Source organism: Stenotrophomonas sp. GQ19, from assembly GCF_059758695.1.
On sequence record NZ_JCAXES010000015.1, the window covers coordinates 19,287 to 34,910 of the forward strand.

Annotated in this window: 16 protein-coding genes and 1 tRNA gene; 13 read left to right on the forward strand and 4 right to left on the reverse strand. The window is 66.4% G+C overall.

Features of this window, described 5'->3' with window-relative positions; all coding sequences use genetic code 11:
* Positions 1 to 22 precede the first annotated feature (22 nt).
* The 13 genes from mltG (at position 23) to AC6CHL_RS20245 (ending at position 12,301) form a co-directional block, all read left to right on the forward strand.
* Positions 23 to 1,081 carry an endolytic transglycosylase MltG gene (gene mltG, locus AC6CHL_RS20185; RefSeq protein ID WP_498295959.1) on the forward strand — a complete coding sequence of 353 codons (1,059 nt, stop codon included), beginning with the start codon at positions 23 to 25 and terminating at the stop codon, positions 1,079 to 1,081.
* A complete protein-coding gene (tmk, locus tag AC6CHL_RS20190) occupies positions 1,078 to 1,746 on the forward strand; it encodes a dTMP kinase (protein ID WP_038690072.1) in 669 nt (222 codons plus the stop codon). Before mltG ends, tmk begins: the two co-directional genes overlap by 4 nt.
* Entirely contained in the window at positions 1,739 to 2,698 is a 960-nt protein-coding gene (locus AC6CHL_RS20195; protein ID WP_498295961.1) for a DNA polymerase III subunit delta', read from the forward strand. The genes tmk and AC6CHL_RS20195 overlap by 8 nt, the downstream gene beginning before the upstream one ends.
* A complete protein-coding gene (locus tag AC6CHL_RS20200) occupies positions 2,695 to 3,048 on the forward strand; it encodes a PilZ domain-containing protein (protein WP_038690068.1) in 354 nt (117 codons plus the stop codon). The genes AC6CHL_RS20195 and AC6CHL_RS20200 overlap by 4 nt, the downstream gene beginning before the upstream one ends.
* Positions 3,049 to 3,113: 65 nt before the next feature.
* Positions 3,114 to 3,188: transfer RNA gene (locus AC6CHL_RS20205), tRNA-Val, on the forward strand.
* Between the two features lie 144 nt (positions 3,189 to 3,332).
* A complete protein-coding gene (locus AC6CHL_RS20210; protein WP_498295962.1) occupies positions 3,333 to 3,629 on the forward strand; it encodes a hypothetical protein in 297 nt (98 codons plus the stop codon).
* A gap of 220 nt (positions 3,630 to 3,849) precedes the next feature.
* Positions 3,850 to 5,199, forward strand: a complete 1,350-nt coding sequence (locus AC6CHL_RS20215) for an SWIM zinc finger family protein (RefSeq protein ID WP_498295964.1) — start codon at positions 3,850 to 3,852, stop codon at positions 5,197 to 5,199.
* Positions 5,196 to 6,734: a DUF5691 domain-containing protein gene (locus AC6CHL_RS20220; RefSeq protein ID WP_498295966.1), complete on the forward strand. Its 1,539-nt coding sequence runs from the start codon at positions 5,196 to 5,198 to the stop codon at positions 6,732 to 6,734. The genes AC6CHL_RS20215 and AC6CHL_RS20220 overlap by 4 nt, the downstream gene beginning before the upstream one ends.
* Positions 6,735 to 6,752: 18 nt before the next feature.
* On the forward strand, positions 6,753 to 7,835 hold the full coding sequence (locus AC6CHL_RS20225) for an ATP-binding protein (protein ID WP_447592228.1): 1,083 nt from the start codon (positions 6,753 to 6,755) through the stop codon (positions 7,833 to 7,835).
* A 9-nt stretch (positions 7,836 to 7,844) separates the two neighbouring features.
* Positions 7,845 to 10,214, forward strand: a complete 2,370-nt coding sequence (locus AC6CHL_RS20230) for a DUF5682 family protein (protein ID WP_498295968.1) — start codon at positions 7,845 to 7,847, stop codon at positions 10,212 to 10,214.
* A complete protein-coding gene (locus tag AC6CHL_RS20235) occupies positions 10,211 to 11,407 on the forward strand; it encodes a VWA domain-containing protein (RefSeq protein WP_498295970.1) in 1,197 nt (398 codons plus the stop codon). Before AC6CHL_RS20230 ends, AC6CHL_RS20235 begins: the two co-directional genes overlap by 4 nt.
* A 69-nt stretch (positions 11,408 to 11,476) precedes the next feature.
* Positions 11,477 to 11,893 (forward strand): hypothetical protein, encoded by a 417-nt coding sequence (locus tag AC6CHL_RS20240; RefSeq protein WP_498295971.1) that lies wholly within the window; start codon positions 11,477 to 11,479, stop codon positions 11,891 to 11,893.
* A gap of 24 nt (positions 11,894 to 11,917) precedes the next feature.
* Positions 11,918 to 12,301 (forward strand): YbjQ family protein, encoded by a 384-nt coding sequence (locus tag AC6CHL_RS20245; protein WP_038690053.1) that lies wholly within the window; start codon positions 11,918 to 11,920, stop codon positions 12,299 to 12,301.
* 60 nt (positions 12,302 to 12,361) lie between these two features.
* On the opposite strand, the gene AC6CHL_RS20250 is transcribed toward AC6CHL_RS20245, so the two are convergent.
* From AC6CHL_RS20250 to AC6CHL_RS20265, 4 genes are all read right to left on the reverse strand, one after another.
* Positions 12,362 to 12,991, reverse strand: coding sequence for an SMI1/KNR4 family protein (locus AC6CHL_RS20250; protein ID WP_498295973.1), 630 nt, complete (start codon positions 12,989 to 12,991; stop codon positions 12,362 to 12,364).
* A gap of 90 nt (positions 12,992 to 13,081) precedes the next feature.
* Positions 13,082 to 13,720 carry an SMI1/KNR4 family protein gene (locus tag AC6CHL_RS20255; RefSeq protein WP_498295975.1) on the reverse strand — a complete coding sequence of 213 codons (639 nt, stop codon included), beginning with the start codon at positions 13,718 to 13,720 and terminating at the stop codon, positions 13,082 to 13,084.
* A gap of 164 nt (positions 13,721 to 13,884) precedes the next feature.
* Positions 13,885 to 14,499, reverse strand: a complete 615-nt coding sequence (locus AC6CHL_RS20260) for an SMI1/KNR4 family protein (RefSeq protein ID WP_498295977.1) — start codon at positions 14,497 to 14,499, stop codon at positions 13,885 to 13,887.
* 15 nt (positions 14,500 to 14,514) lie between these two features.
* On the reverse strand, positions 14,515 to 15,588 hold the full coding sequence (locus AC6CHL_RS20265; RefSeq protein ID WP_498295978.1) for a NucA/NucB deoxyribonuclease domain-containing protein: 1,074 nt from the start codon (positions 15,586 to 15,588) through the stop codon (positions 14,515 to 14,517).
* Positions 15,589 to 15,624: the final 36 nt, after the last annotated feature.

Below are 15,624 nucleotides of genomic sequence, written 5' to 3' on the forward strand. Positions count from 1 at the left end.
GCGAAAACCATTCGAGGTGACCATGGCGGGTGCGAAACGGGGATGTCTGGCCGTGCTGGCGGTGCTGCTGTTGGGGGCATTGCTGCTGGCTGGTGCAGGGGCGTGGTTCTGGCATAGCCAGCGCGGCTTCGCCGATGCGCCGTTGACCCCGGACCAGCCCAGCATGGTGATCGCCTCCGGCGACGGCCTGAACACGGTGCTGGGCAAGCTGCGTGCGGCCGGCGTGGACGAAGGCAGCGACACCCAGTGGCAACTGCTGGCGCGCCAGCTGGATGCGGCCGGCAAGCTCAAGGTGGGTGAATACGCGCTGGACCCCAGCCTGACCCCGCGCGAGCTGCTGCTGCGCATGCGCCAGGGCCGCGTGCTGCAGCACCGGGTGACCATCGTGGAAGGCTGGAACATCCGCCAGGTCCGGGCCGCGCTCAAGCGCGCCGACCCGCTGGTGCACACCACCGACAGCCTCGACGACGCTGCCCTGATGAAGGCCATCGGCTTCCCCGGCGAACACCCCGAAGGCCGCTTCCTGCCCGAAACCTACGTGTACCAGCGCGGCGACAGCGACGTGGACGTGCTCAAGCGCGCGCACGCGGCGATGGAAAAGGAACTGGCCGCCGCGTGGGACAGCCGTGCCGACGATCTGCCGCTGAACACGCCGTACGAACTGCTGACCCTGGCCTCGATCATCGAGAAGGAAACCGCGCTGCCCAGCGAGCGGCCGCAGATCGCCGGCGTATTCATGCGCCGGCTGAAGATCGGCATGCGCCTGCAGACCGACCCGACCGTGATCTACGGCATCGGCAGCAGCTACGACGGCAACATCCGCAAGCGCGACCTCACCACCGATACGCCTTACAACACCTACACCCGGGCTGGCCTGACCCCGACTCCGATCGCCATGCCGGGTCGCGACGCCCTGCAGGCCGCCGCGCAACCGGCCGCCGGCGATGCGCTGTACTTCGTGGCGGTGGGCGATGGCAGCGGCGCGCATGTGTTCTCGGCCAACTACACCGACCACAACGCCGCCGTGGCGCGCTACCTGCAGCAGCTGCGCCAGCAGCGCAGCCAGGCCGCACCGCAATGACCGCCTCGCTGCTGCGCCACCCGCGCTTTGTCAGCCTGGAAGGCGGCGAAGGCGCGGGCAAGACCACCGCCATCAATGCCATCCGCGAGGCCCTGCACGCACGCGGCCACGAGGTGCTGTTGACCCGCGAGCCCGGCGGCACGCCGTTGGCCGAGCGCATCCGCGCGCTGGTGCTCACCCCTGATGCGGAGATCGCCGCCGAGCCGTTGTCGGCCGAGGCCGAGCTGCTGCTGGTGTTCGCCGCGCGGGCCCAGCACGTACGCCAGGTGATCGAGCCGGCGCTGCGCCGCGGCTGCTACGTCGTCAGCGACCGCTTCACCGATTCCAGCTACGCCTACCAGGGCGGCGGCCGCGGCCTGGACGCGGCGTGGATCGCCGACCTCGAGCGCCGCGCGGTGGGCCTGCTGCCCGGGCTGACCCTGCTGCTCGACGTGGATGTGGCCGTCGGCCGCGCCCGCGCCAATGGCCGCGACCTGTGGCCGGACCGCATCGAGAGCGAGCAGGACGACTTCTTCCAGCGCGTGCGCGCGGTATTCCGCCAGCGCGTCAGCGCCGACCCCGCCCGTTTCCGCCTGATCGACGCCAGCCAGGACCAGGTCGGCGTTGCCGCATCGGTGGTGGCGGCGGTGGATGCCTGGCTGGCACCGGAGCCTTCCCATGAGTGAGACCTTTTCCCCGTGGCAGCAGCGCGCCTATGACCAGACCGTGGCCGCGCTGGACGCCGGGCGCCTGGGCCATGGCCTGCTGATCTGCGGCCCAGCCGGGCTGGGCAAGCGCGCCGTGGCGCTGCGCATGGCCCAGCACATCCTGTGCAGCGGTGAACCGGCCGCTGCCCAGCGCAGCGCCCAGCTGATCGCCGCCGGCACCCACCCGGACCTGCAGCTGATCTCGTTCGTGCCGAACAAATCCGGCGACAAGCTGCGCACCGAGATCGTGATCGAGCAGATCCGCGAGATCTCGCAGAAGCTGGCGCTGACCCCGCAGTACGGCATCGCCCAGGTGGTGATCGTCGACCCGGCCGATGCGATCAACCGCGCGGCCTGCAACGCGCTGCTCAAGACCCTGGAAGAGCCGCAGCCGGGCCGCTACCTGTGGCTCATCAGCAGCGACCCGGCGCGCCTGCCGGCGACCGTGCGCAGCCGCTGCCAGCGACTGGAGTTCAAGCTGCCCCCGCGTGAGGAAGCACTGGCCTGGCTGCGCGCCCAGGGCCACACCCCGCGCAGCGCCGAAGAGGCCCTGGACGCCGCGCGCGGCCACCCCGGGCAGGCCGACGACTGGCTGCGCGAGGATGGCCTGGCGCTGCGCCGGCAGGTGGCCACCGACCTGGAGGCGCTGGTGGCCGGGCGCGCCGGTGCGGTGGAGCTGGCCCAGCGCTGGACCGCCGACGACAACGCGGCGCTGCGCCTGCGTCACGCCGCCGATCTGGCGCTGGCCCAGGCCAGCACGGGCGGCTTGACCGATCCGGACCGATTGCACAAGCTGGCGGCGTGGTTCGACGCCGCCAACCGTACCCGCGATCTGCTGCGCACCACCGTGCGCGCCGACCTTGCGGTGGTGGAATTGTTGTTGGCCTGGAACAAGGTCAACGAGCGGCAAGCAAAGGGGAATAGAGCATGAGTGCCACCAACGCCCGCCAGGGCATCCTGTCGCTGGCGGTCAAGGACAAGGCCGCGCTGTACAGCGCGTACATGCCGTTCGTGAAGAACGGCGGCGTCTTCGTCCCCACCCCCAAGCGCTACTTCCTGGGCGATGAGGTGTTCCTGCTGCTGACCCTGCCGGACTCCAGCGAGCGCCTGCCGGTGGCCGGCAAGGTCATCTGGGTGACCCCCGCCGGCGCCCAGGGCAACCGCGCGGCCGGCATCGGCGTGCAGCTGGCCGAAGGGGCCGAGGGAGAGAACGTGCGCAACAAGATCGAGACGTTGCTGGCCGGCATCCTGACCTCGGACAAGCCCACGCACACGATGTGAAGAAATTTCGGCGAAACCGTTGACGCCGAAAATTGCCGCCCTATAATGAGCGGCTCAGCAGCATCGGGCGGTTAGCTCAGCGGTAGAGCATTGCCTTCACACGGCAAGGGTCGCAGGTTCGAACCCTGCACCGCCCACCACGATTCAGTCGAAAAAGCCTCCGGAAACGGGGGCTTTTTTGTTGTGCGTTGCACGCGCCTCGGATCCTGCAGGCCAGCCGACGTCGCCCGCGCTATCGTGCAGGTGCAGCGCCGCCCGCTGTCCCACCTACCGAGGAACATGGCATGGACCCCAGTGGCACCGATCCCGCCGTCGGCACACCGGCCGACTACGGCGACACGCTGTACCGGGTGTACTTCGAAGTGGGCGAGTGGCAGGACATCGCGCGCGATGCGATCACCGCCTTCCTGTTCGAGCGCCGCCAGGCCCATGCGAGCTTCAACGGTGCGCCTGCGGAACTACGGCCCCGACCTTATGGCTACGAGGTGGACCTGCCGATGCAGTTGATCCCGGAAGTGGTCCGCGTTCTGGCTGCGCACAACATCGCCGTCTATCAAGTGGTCCGAACCGAGCGGCGTTGAGGGCTGCAGTGCAGGACGGGGCGCAACCCTGCGCGCACGCGACGCGTTCGGGGAGCGCCGATGGCATCGAACCAGGTCATCGACAGTGCTGCATGCGACAGCGCTCGCCGGTCAACCGTGGTGCCCTGCATGGCTTTCGGCGCACGCGACGTGGATCACCCCATGCGTGCTCGATGCTCCTTTATGATGCGGCCTACGCAGGGAAAGCCCGGGAACGGATATGGATGCGCGTCTCACGCGCGAGCAGGTGCTCGCGCTGGCGCCGGATGCGTCTTCAAGCAAGGCGGCCGGCGGGTTGGCAACGGATGGCAAATGGGGCCTGCTGGGCGCCGACGATGAAGCGGTGTGGGGCGAGTGCCAGGGCAGCGGCGCAAAGCCTTACCAGGCGCAGGTGGATCTGTCCGCGCTGGTCAGCCGTTGCTCCTGCCCCAGCCGCAAATTTCCCTGCAAGCACGGCCTAGCCCTGTTGCTGTTGTACGCGCAGGGCAACCCGCGCTTTTCGCCGCTGCCGCAATCCCGGCCCGGTTGGGTGGACGAATGGCTGCGCGGTCGTCGCGAGCGCGCCGCGCGCCATGTACCGGCGGGTGAGGGCGCTGCCGCCGCACCCGTGGTTGCACCCGAGGCGGCCGCCGCAGCGGCGGCCAAGCGCGAAGCTACGCGCTGGAAGCGCATCACCCAAGGCTGCGCCGAGCTGGAGCGCTGGATCGCCGACACCTTCCGCCATGGGCTGGCCAACCTGGGGGCCAGTCAGCGCGAGGATGCGATGAACATGGCCGCGCGCATGGTGGATGCGCAGGCCCCGGCGCTGGCCGGGCAGCTGCAGCTTGCGATGGAGTCCGAACAGGTCGGCATGGCCGGCCTGTCCGACATGGGGGAACGGCTGGGCCTGTTGCAGCTGCTGAACCAGGCCGTGCACCGGCGTAGCGCGCTGTCCCCGGCGCGGGTAGCAGACCTGCGCGCGGCAGTTGGCTGGCCGCTGGACAAGGACGAGGTGTTGGCCACCGGCGAAACGCTGCACGATCGCTGGCACGTGCTGGGCCAGTGTGTCGTGGAGCTGCCGGGGCGACTGACCGAGCGTCGCGTGTGGCTGCACGGGCTGGATAGCGGGCGTACGGCCCTGTTGCAGGAATTCGCGCATGGCGGGCGCGGCTGGGAACGCACGTGGCCCGCCAACCACGTGCTGGCTGCCACCCTGCATTTCTTCCCGGGCACCGTGCCGCTGCGGGCGCTGGCGCCGGCTGCGACCACGCTGGCAGACCTGCCCGCTGTACCGCTGTGCGATAGCAGCGTCGGCATCGACCAGGCCTCGGCATACTTCGCGACAAATCCCTGGTTGGCGCAGGTTCCAATACGTCTGCAGGGGCGTGTGCAGGTGACCGACGACACGTGGTTCCTGCATACCGACGCAGGCAGCCTGCCATTGCAGCTGGACACCGACGATGGCTGGGCCCTGATGGCCTTCGCCGGCGGTCATCCGTTATCCGTGATGGGGGAATGGGACGGCCGCGCGCTGCTCCCGTTGTCAGCCTGGACCACGCACGGGCAGTACTGGCAGAGGAGTGCGGCATGAGCGATGCGTGGTTGAAACCGGCCCTGCTCGGCATCGACCGCCCGCAGGTGATCCAGGCGGACGGCGCGCTTGGCACACTGCTGGAGCAGATCGGGTCGGGCGATGATGCCGCGCTGACCTACAGCCGCGGGGTCGGTGCCATCGCCGCCTGTGGCTTGGCGGCTGTGCGGGTGGGCGCCATGGACGACGTGCTGCTCCGCGAGCCGGCGGCAGACGATGCGCAGGTCGTACCCGATGCGCACCCCTGGACCGCGTTGTTGGCCGCCGTATTCGCGCGCAGCGTGGTTGCCCAGGGACACGATGTTCGGCTGCGCCACGAGGCCTGCCTGCGTCTTGCAGCACACCAGCGCACGCTGCCGCACGCCGTTCTGCCGCAGGCGCTGGACGCCGGCGCACGCAGCGTGCCGCTGCGCATGCGCCTGCTGCCGGTGCTCGGCGTACGAGGACAGTGGCTGGCAGCCTGCAACCCGGCGTGGGCGTTCGCCCATGCCGATGCCGTCAGCGAGGCCGCTACGCCGGCGCAGGAAGCCGTGTTGGCGTGGGACGACGCGCGGCATGACACGCGCCTGGCCTGGTTTGCACACACCCGCCAGAGCGATCCGGCGCTGGCCCGCGAGCATTTGCAGGGCCATCTGAAGGCGATGTCGGCGCGCGAGCGTGCCGATTTCGTGGCCGCATTGACCGCGCAGCTGGAACCGGCAGATGCGCCGCTGCTGGAGTCACTGCTGAAGGACCGCAGCCGCGAGGTGCGCGCGCTGGTGGGGCCGTTGCTGGCGCAGTTGCCGACCTCGACGCATGCGCGACGCATTGCCGGATGGATGCAGCCGCTGCTGGTCAAACGCAGTGGTCTGCTTCGCAGGACGAGCTGGGAATGCGAGGCACCAACGGCGGCTGCTCCGGAATGGGCCGACGCCGGTATCGAAACCAAGCGCCCCCAGTACGACGACCTGGGCGAACGCGCGTGGTGGCTGTACCAGCTAGTGCGGCAGCTGCCGCTGGCCTGGTGGACCGGCCACACGTCGATGACCCCGGTGCAGCTCCTGGCCTTTGCGCGGGGCACCGACTGGGAGGCCGCTCTGCAGCGCGGCTGGCTTGAACGCGTCGACGCCACGCAGCCGGCGTGGCTGGCGGCGATGCTGGACGACCGCAGCCTGCACGCCCACACCCCACGCCTGCTGGCGATGCTGCCGGTACTGCAGCGCGAAAAGTACTGGCCGGACACATTGGATGCCTTGGCTGGCGAAGGCATGCTCAGCGATGTGCTGGGCTCATGCGCACCGGGCGAAACGCTCACCGCGCACTATTCCGCGCGCCTGGTGCCGGGCATGTGTGCGTGCTTCGCCAGTGATCGCCTGCGCCACGACTACCTGCTGCGCCAGCAGCTGCTGGAACTGGCCAGCCTGCTGCACCCCAGCGTGTTGTCCCACGTTCTGTTGCCCGCACAGCCCGATGACGCCACCGACAGCATGCGCGCCTGCGCGCATGACCTGCTGCGCATCGTTGAAGTGCGCCACGCCCTGCATTCTTCCTTCTGACCTTCACCCGGAGCCACGATGAGCACTGCCGTCCTGCGCCAACACGCCGAACACCAATACGCCGAAGAACTGGATCAGCTGCGCCGCCTCGACCAGCGCCAACGGCCTGCCAACTGGCAGCTCTCGCCCTGGGCGGTGGTGACCTACCTGATCGGTGGCACGCTCGACAACGGCTTCGTGGTCAGCCCCAAGTACATCGGTGAGCGTCGCCTGATGGAAATCGCGGTGGCTACCATCGCCACCGACCGTGCGCTGCTGCTGTTTGGCGTGCCGGGCACGGCCAAGTCGTGGGTATCCGAACACATGACCGCGGCCATCAGCGGTGACTCCACGCTGTTGGTGCAGGGCACGGCCGGTACCAGCGAGGAACAGATCCGCTATGGCTGGAACTATGCGCAGCTGCTGGCACATGGGCCCAGCCAGGCCGCCCTGGTTCCCAGCCCGCTGATGAACGCGATGCGCCTGGGCAAGATTGCCCGCATCGAGGAACTCACCCGCATTCCGGCCGACGTGCAGGACGCGCTGATCACCGTGTTGTCCGAAAAGACCCTGCCGATTCCGGAGTTGGGCTCGGAAGTGCAGGCCACGCGTGGGTTCAGCGTGATTGCCACGGCCAACAACCGCGACAAGGGCGTCAATGAGCTGTCCAGCGCGCTCAAGCGTCGCTTCAACACGGTGATCCTGCCGGTGCCGTCCAGCGAGCAGGACGAGATTGCGATCGTGACCAAGCGCGTGGGCGAAATGGGCGTGGCGCTGGACCTGCCTGCCGAGCCGCCTGCGCTGCAGGAGGTGGCACGGGTGGTCCGCATTTTCCGCGAGCTGCGCAACGGCATGACCGAAGACGGCAAGGCCAAGCTGAAATCGCCCACGGCCACGCTGTCCACGGCCGAGGTGATTTCGGTGATCAATAACGGCATGGCCCTGGCCGGCCATTTTGGCGACGGTGTGCTGCGCCCGGCCGACATGGCCGCCGGCATGATCGGTGCCATCGTCAAGGACCCCGTGCAGGACCAGGTGGTCTGGAACGAGTATCTGGAAACGGTGGTGAAGGAGCGCAGCGAGTGGAAGGATCTGTACCGCGCCTTCCGTGACCACGCCTAAGCCACGCCAATGAGCCAGAGCGTTTCCCTGTTTGGCGTCCGCCACCACGGCCCGGGCTGCGCACGCAGCCTGCTGGCCGCCCTGCATGCGCTGCAGCCGGACTGTGTGCTGATCGAAGGTCCGGCCGGTACCGAAGCGCTGCTCACGCATGTGAGCGACCCGGCCATGGTGCCGCCGGTGGCGCTGCTGTCCTATAGCGTGGACGACCCGCAGCTGGCGGTCTTCCATCCCTATGCACTGTTCTCGCCGGAATGGCAGGCCCTGCAATGGGCGCGTGACGCGGGCGTGCCGGTGCAGTTCATCGACGTTCCCCCGGCGCTGTCGCTGGAGTGGCAGCAGCAGGCCAAGGCCGGGCAGGTCCCGTCGATGGCGGAGGGCGAGGCCGAGGGCGACCTGGATGCTGCGACGGACGAGGACACCACCGCCGTCACCGGCCCAGACGATCTGCCCGCAGTATCGGCCGATGCGCCGCTTGGGGAGGCCCCGGCCACCGACGCGGATCCACCGCTGCCGTCCGACCCGCTGGACTGGCTGGCGCGTGCGGCCGGCTATGGCGACGGCGAGGCGTGGTGGAATCACATGGTCGAAGAGCGCGGCGATGGTCAGGATCTGTTTGCCGCGATCGCCGAGGCCATGCACGAAGTGCGCGCGCACGCCCCGCCGCGGCCTTCCGCGCGGGCGGCGCAGGACGCCATTCGTGAGGCGCACATGCGCGCCGGGCTCCGGGCAGCGTGCAAGCAGTACCAGCGCATCGCCGTGGTCTGCGGTGCCTGGCACGTGCCCGCACTGGACGCGGCCGCGTTGGCGGCCCACAGCGTCACCGCCGACAACCGTCTCCTCAAGGGCATGCCCAAGCGCAAGACCCAGTCCACCTGGGTGCCGTGGACCTACCGTCACCTCAGCGCCGGCAGTGGCTACGGCGCCGGTGTGGATGCGCCGGGCTGGTATGACCACCTCTGGCGCAATGCCGGCGCGCGCCATCAGCGCGCCATCGGCTGGTACGCGCGCGTGGCCGGCCTGCTGCGTGAAAGCGGGCTCGACTGTTCTTCCGCACACCTGATCGAAGCGGCCCGGTTGGCCGATACGCTTGCGGCGATGCGCGAGCGGCCGGCGCCGGGCCTGGAAGAAATCAACGATGCCACCCGCAGCGTCATCTGCAATGGCGACGACACGCCCATGCAGCTGATCCGCGACAGACTGTTGCTCGGTGATGCACTGGGCAGCGTGCCGCCGGCCGTGCCGGTGGTGCCGCTGCAGCGCGACCTGGAAGCGCAGCAGAAGCGCCTGCGGCTCAAACCCGAAGCGCTCGCCCGCACCCTCGATCTGGACCTGCGCGGTGACACCGACCTGCAGCGCAGCCATCTGCTGCACCGCCTTGCCTTGCTGGACATCCCGTGGGGCCAGTTGACCCATGCGGGTAATTCGGCACGCGGTACGTTCCACGAGTACTGGCAGCTGGCCTGGCAACCGCACTTCCAGGTCGACCTGATCGATGCCAGCCGGCTCGGCCAGACCCTGGCCGCTGCCGCCAGCCAACGTGCCCTGGAAGAGGCTCGCCACGCCACGCAGCTCTCGGTGCTGTCGGCGCTGGTCGACCGCGTGTTGCTGGCCAACCTGCCCGAGGCGGTCAGCGCCATCGCCAGCGAGCTGGAAGCACGCGCGGCCACCGACGCCGACCCGCTGACGCTGCTGGACGCCCTGCCGTCCCTGGCCAACGTGTACCGCTATGGCAACGTGCGCCGTACCGAAGGCGAGCAGGTGGCCCATCTCTTCGACGGCATGCTGCAGCGGGCCTGCATCGGCCTGACGATCGCCCTGTGTGATCTGGATGACGGCCGCGCCGAGCAGGCGCGCGAGACCCTGTTGGCGGCCGACCGTGCGATCGCCCTGCGCGGCGACGAGGCGGGCCAGCAGGCCTGGCGGCGCAGCCTGGCCAGTGTTGCGTTGTCGACCACCACCAGTGCGCTGGTGGCTGGCGCGGGTACGCGACTGCTGCTCGATGCGGGCTACCTGGATGGCACGCAGGTGGACCTGCAGCTGCAGCGGGCGTTGTCGGCAGGTGCCGAGCCGTTGCCGGCTGCCCAGTGGCTGGACGGCTTCCTCAACCGCAACGCGACCGTGCTGCTGCACGATGATGCGGTATGGCACCTGATCGACGCGTGGGTCTGTGGGCTGACCGATGAGCACCTGGTGCAGGTGCTGCCGCTGGTACGGCGCACGTTCGCCGAGTTCGAAGCGGCCGAGCGGCGCGACCTTGGCGAGCGCGTGAAGCGCGGCGTGGGGGCCGCCCCGGCAGCGGTCGTCGCATCCACCTGGAACATCACGCGCGCTGAGCGCGCGTTGCCGATGCTGCGCGAACTGTTTGGAGTGGATGCATGAGCGAGCTCACCGATCCGGCCGCCCCGGCGGTTCCGACCACGCGTGCCGAGCGCTGGCGCCTGATCCTGGGCCAGGAAAGCAGCGCCAGCTGCGGCGCCCTGAGCGCACGGCTGCAGGGCGTGGATGCCGCCTTGGGCGCGCTTTACGAGCCACACGGTCCCAACGGCCTGGCCCGTCGCGGCGGGCGGGGCGGTTCGGCCCCGAACGTGGCGCGCTGGCTGGGTGACATCCGCCGCTACTTCCCGGCGTCGGTGGTGCAGGTCATGCAGCGTGACGCGCTGCAGCGGCTCGAGCTGCGCCAGATGCTGCTGGAAAAGGAAATGCTGGAGAACATCCAGCCTGACGTGCACATGGTGGCCAACCTGGTGGCGTTGTCCGGGGTCATCCCGGCCGAGACCAAGGAGACCGCGCGTCTGGTGGTACGCAGCGTGGTCAACGACCTGCTGCGCCGGCTGGAAGAGCCGATGCGCTCGGCGGTGAGCGGGGCGCTGGATCGCGCGCGCCGCAACCGTCGCCCGCGCCATGCGGAGATCGACTGGAACCGAACCATCCGCGCCAACCTGCGCCACTGGCAACCGGCGCTGCGCACGGTGGTGCCCGAGACGCTGATCGGCTACGGGCGCAAAGCACGCAAACCGCAGCGCGAGGTGCTGCTGTGCATCGACCAGAGCGGTTCAATGGCTGCATCGGTGGTCTACTCCAGCATCTTCGGCGCAGTGATGGCGTCCCTGCCGGCGGTGTCGACCAAGCTGGTGGTGTTTGACACCGAAGTGGTGGACATGAGCGAGAAGCTGGATGACCCGGTGGATCTGCTGTTTGGTGTGCAGCTGGGCGGTGGCACCGACATCCACCGCGCGGTCACCTACTGCCAGGCCCAGATCCGTGAGCCACACAGTGCCATCCTGGTGCTCATCTCGGACCTGTACGAGGGCGGCGTGGAGAAGAAGCTGTTGGCGCGCGCGCTGGAACTGGTGGAGGCGGGCGTGCAGTTCATCGTGCTCCTTGCGCTCAGCGACGAAGGGGCACCTGCCTATGACCAGCATCTGGCGGGCCAGCTGGCCGCGCTTGGGGTGCCGTCATTCGCGTGCACGCCCGATGCCTTCCCCGGACTGATGGCGGCGGCCATCCGCCGTGACGACATCCACCAATGGGCGGCCGGCAACGGACTGGTAACCACGCGCCCGATCCGATGAGGGCAGGGCTGCACCGTGGCCGTGCGACATGCTCAAATGGGCGCGACGCGAACATGCCTGGGGGCAAGGATGAACATCGGGGGGCAACGGGGCGCTGGCACATCCGCGCGTTCGCTGGGGCTGGGGCTGGGGCTTGCGCTGGCACCCATGCCCGCGATGGCGTCTGACTTCCCGGGCATGCTGACGGTGTTCGTCGGATTGCCGTTGCTGCTTGTGGCAACGCTGGTGCTGGCCGTGCTGCTCATCTTCCGCCGCCACGGCTGGGCGCGCGCACTCGGCATACTGTGTGGCGTGCCTGTGCTGCTCGGTGGCGTGTACATCGCCTGCGTGGACACGTGGCGATTCTGGCCCAGCGTGGGGCACAACGAGTTCGGCTTCAGACTGGTCATCATCCTGGGCTGCGGGCTGTTGTGGCTGTGCGTGCTTGCCCTCCTATGGCTGTTCTGGAAGAACCCGCCACGCCGGACCACACCCCAGTACCTCTGACCCATATTCTCAGTGGAGACAACAATGGCTGATCCTTACAACAGCGGACCTCGGAGTCCGCCCGCACTGCGGCTCGACGATTCGATGGTCACCACGGCAATGGAACTGCCGGGCTTCCGGGTTGTGCGCAGCTTGGGCGTGGTACGCGGCATCACGGTGCGCTCGCGCTCCATCGTGGGCAATTTTCTGGGTGGGTTGCAGACGATCTTCGGTGGCAACATCACCATCTACACCGAACTGTGCGAACAGGCCCGGGAAGAGACCTACCGCGACATGGCCAAGCACGCGCGGATGCTGGGGGCGAACGCGATCATCGCGATGCGCTATGACGCTACCGATGTGATGACCGGTCTTACCGAGGTGCTGTGTTACGGCACGGCGGTGGTGGTGGAGCCGGTGCGGTTGTAGTGCCGGGTAACGCGTCGGTAGACGACGGGTCGAACTTCGATCCGACGTCCCTTGTCCGCGCTACCTGTTCTTCGAATAAAGGGTGATTACATATCGCGTTGTTGTGATGGCCTGCGCCATCACCTCATGAAAGCTGTTGGCGTACTCAGGCATTTCGTGACCGAGCTCCACGATCTCTGACTCGCCTTCGGCGCTTTTAACGTGTGGATCGAGCAGGATGAACTCGGGATGATGATGGGGCGGGCCAGACAGTTGGATGGTGCCTTCGAGACGACTCCATACATCGTCCGCCATCTCGCCAGTCTGGTCATCGAGTACCTCACGCCAAAGAGCGGCCTGATCTGAGTGGTCTTCCCCAAAGTGGGTGATGAGCTCGACGGGAAGAAGGGTGTTTACGATCGCACCGGGCATGAAGAAGCCATTGGCCACGCCTAGGAACGCTTTGTAACTGGAAGGCAGTTCAATGCCGAGGCGCTGCTCGGCCTCTTGGATCTGATGGTCCGTCGCCGGGGGCATGCCGAGCCACCGCGCCTCGCCTGCAATGATGGCGTTTGCCAAGGCGGCCATCGGGTGGTCCGGGTGCCGCTGGGTGAACGCTCCCAGCCTTACTTCCAGTGAAGGGTATCCACGCAGGTGTCCGAGTTCGACGAGAGAGACTTCGTTGAGTTCGTGTAGCAGGTCAGTCCACATTCTGGTCCATCCTGTTGGGACAAGGGGTGCCAAGCTGCCGGTGTTTGCACCATGGCAGCGGATAAGACAAGGCCCACATGGTGCTCATCTCTACGGTTCCCGGTACAGGCGAAGGCCGTAGTTCACTGAGAAGAGCTGGAGCTCCATGAACTGTTCGAAGCTATCGATATGTTCCGCGCCCTCATGAGCGAGTTTCACCACCTCCATTTCTCCCTTTGGTGTCTTTTCCTGTAGGTCAAGAAGGACGAATTCGGGGCGGTGATTGGGTGGGCCCGAAAGCTGGATCGTGCCCTCAAGGCGATTCTGGACGTAGTCGTCGACTTCATCGGGCCAGCTGTCCAGTGTCTCGCGGTAGAACCGTGCTACGTCTGCATGGTCGTCGCCGAGGTGTGCAATCAGTTCCACAGGCAGGATTGAGCTTGTTGATTGGCCTGGCATGAGAAAGCCGTTCGAGACGCGAAGGAATGCGGTGTAGGTTGAGGGCAGTGTGACGCCCAACCGCTGTTCGGCTGACGTGATCTGCTCCTGCGTTGCCGGTGGCATGCCAAACCAAGTCGCGTGCCCGGCTGTCGCAGCAATCGCCACCTGTGCCATTGGGCTATTCGAGTGTCTATCGACAAACTGCTGCATCCCCAGCTCAGGTGGTGGGTTTGCCACGATGTACGGGATGCTGGCGAGATATGCTTGATTGAGATCGGTGAGGAGGCGGTGCCAGTCTTCTTCCTCCATGGCGTCCATCTGGGTAGTCGTAGCGGGGTGATTTCACCAAGTTGAGGTGCTGAAGAATGAGACTGGACACTCACACGAGGGCAGAGCGGTGGATCGGTATCGATCACCGCTGTCCACCCAGGTGGATGCTGTCCTTAAGGCAGATGGGCAAGGGAAGTGGTCTGCTAAGCGACGTGGTGCTGACGGGGCTTTCCGATTTCTTCCGCCAGCTTTGCGAACGTCTCGTACTCGTTGTAGCCCTGACGGTTGTGCATGATCGTCCATGCCTCGCCCTCCGGGCTGGTCGATGCCGTGTCCAGGAGTGCGAACAGGTCGTAGTCGAGCGGGCCCTCTGAGATCTGGATCGTGTCGCCGATGCGGCAAGCAAAGTCGTCCTCGTCGGCAAGGTTGGGGTCCTCTTTCAGCAGCGCATTCCAAAGCTCCACAATGTCAGGGTTGTCATCGCCGAATCGCCTGACCAGATCAACCGGTAGCAGTACGCAGCAGAACGAGCCTGGAATCAGGAAGCCATTGGAAGCAAGGAGGAACTGGCGATAGCTGTCGGGGAATCTGACACCAAGACGAGCCTCTGCAGTTCGAATCTGTTCCGGCGAGGCCCCCTTCTGCCCAAGCCAACGGATATCTTCCTTTCCTACACGTGATGCCAGTTGCGCCAGCGGTGAGTTTGGGAACTTCTGGATGAACGAGGTCAGGCCGAGGTCTTCGATCGGCTCATTTCTTGCGAGTTGGATGTTCTTCAGGCCTTCTACATTCATGTCGTTAAGTAGCTTGGTCCACATATCTGCCTCCTCAGTTCAGTCAACAACCTTCACCCAGAATTCCTCGCCGTCCAAAACCCGGGCGTTGTTGCACAAGAAGGTCCCAAGCCGACCGCCCACCTTTTGGTTGTCCGCGCCTAAAATGAACTTGACTGACATCGAGGTTTCCGGGACCAAGGACGCGCCTTGGTTCGTCGCCGCGAAAGGGTACTCATCGCAGTTGAGGCCTGTACCCACTTGGTCTGGGAATCGCGCTGCACATAGCCTCTTCGACTCTGCGCGATTTTTTGTGTTTACGTTGTCGTTTATGAGCCGTGTCAGCGCTTTCCCGCGAAATGCGGGATCTTCATTCCAACGTCCAATCATTCCCGGCAGGATCTCTTGGGCGACCTTGATGTGTGCTGCCGATTCGTCTGTTTCCGAGTCGCTCAAGCTGACGTCGAACACCGCCGGATAGCCTGAAAATCTGCAGCCGGAAGTTTTCTTCTTCGATAGCTTGTCGCACCGCAGTTGGGGTGCACTCGCCTGTAGGAGGGATTGATCCGTGTTGAAGCGTGACAGTACCAGCTGGGTCTCCTCTCCTACTTTTCCATCATCCGTGTCCAATCCCATTGACGCCGCGAAGTCGTACGTATCGGGTCCCGCAAGTGTCTGGGGCTCAAACTGCTGTTTTTCGGTGCAGCTTCCGCAGAAGATCTCCGGCGCGACGATCAGGCCCGCCATCGCGTTTCCTTCGACAGCCTCGAACACGACGCGAAGTCGATGATTCCATCGGGTTCCTTTCTGCTGCACGGAAACATAGTCATACAACGTGACGTTGGCCGACTCGGTGGTTCCCGTTTCCGGATTCGCTGAGCTGTACACCGCTGTCCGCTTCACGCAGTAGTGCATCCGCGAGCCAGTGGCTTCTTCCTCATCCTTGTCGGTCGCATCCTTGCACGCCTCCTCGAAGGACATCTCCGGATTCTGCAGGCTGTGCTCGTACTGCCGCAGTTCGTCCAGCGTCATGCTGGCGACCATTTCTTCATCGGTGGGGCAGCCTTCTTCATCCTGCGCAAAGGCAGGCAATGCGAACAGCGCGACGGCCAAGGCCAACGGAGTGAGCCTCATGTACTGCTCCTGGAAGTTGGATGCGTGGCTGCATCC

Excerpts from the sequence above, each read along its gene's own strand:
- mltG (WP_498295959.1), top strand. The coding sequence starts at position 23 with ATGGCGGGTGCGAAACGGGGATGTCTGGCCGTGCTGGCGGTGCTGCTG.
- tmk (WP_038690072.1), top strand. The coding sequence starts at position 1,078 with ATGACCGCCTCGCTGCTGCGCCACCCGCGCTTTGTCAGCCTGGAAGGC.
- AC6CHL_RS20195 (WP_498295961.1), top strand. The coding sequence starts at position 1,739 with ATGAGTGAGACCTTTTCCCCGTGGCAGCAGCGCGCCTATGACCAGACC.
- AC6CHL_RS20200 (WP_038690068.1), top strand. The coding sequence starts at position 2,695 with ATGAGTGCCACCAACGCCCGCCAGGGCATCCTGTCGCTGGCGGTCAAG.
- AC6CHL_RS20210 (WP_498295962.1), top strand. The coding sequence starts at position 3,333 with ATGGACCCCAGTGGCACCGATCCCGCCGTCGGCACACCGGCCGACTAC.
- AC6CHL_RS20215 (WP_498295964.1), top strand. The coding sequence starts at position 3,850 with ATGGATGCGCGTCTCACGCGCGAGCAGGTGCTCGCGCTGGCGCCGGAT.
- AC6CHL_RS20220 (WP_498295966.1), top strand. The coding sequence starts at position 5,196 with ATGAGCGATGCGTGGTTGAAACCGGCCCTGCTCGGCATCGACCGCCCG.
- AC6CHL_RS20225 (WP_447592228.1), top strand. The coding sequence starts at position 6,753 with ATGAGCACTGCCGTCCTGCGCCAACACGCCGAACACCAATACGCCGAA.
- AC6CHL_RS20230 (WP_498295968.1), top strand. The coding sequence starts at position 7,845 with ATGAGCCAGAGCGTTTCCCTGTTTGGCGTCCGCCACCACGGCCCGGGC.
- AC6CHL_RS20235 (WP_498295970.1), top strand. The coding sequence starts at position 10,211 with ATGAGCGAGCTCACCGATCCGGCCGCCCCGGCGGTTCCGACCACGCGT.
- AC6CHL_RS20240 (WP_498295971.1), top strand. The coding sequence starts at position 11,477 with ATGAACATCGGGGGGCAACGGGGCGCTGGCACATCCGCGCGTTCGCTG.
- AC6CHL_RS20245 (WP_038690053.1), top strand. The coding sequence starts at position 11,918 with ATGGCTGATCCTTACAACAGCGGACCTCGGAGTCCGCCCGCACTGCGG.
- AC6CHL_RS20250 (WP_498295973.1), bottom strand. The coding sequence starts at position 12,991 with ATGTGGACTGACCTGCTACACGAACTCAACGAAGTCTCTCTCGTCGAA.
- AC6CHL_RS20255 (WP_498295975.1), bottom strand. The coding sequence starts at position 13,720 with ATGGAGGAAGAAGACTGGCACCGCCTCCTCACCGATCTCAATCAAGCA.
- AC6CHL_RS20260 (WP_498295977.1), bottom strand. The coding sequence starts at position 14,499 with ATGTGGACCAAGCTACTTAACGACATGAATGTAGAAGGCCTGAAGAAC.
- AC6CHL_RS20265 (WP_498295978.1), bottom strand. The coding sequence starts at position 15,588 with ATGAGGCTCACTCCGTTGGCCTTGGCCGTCGCGCTGTTCGCATTGCCT.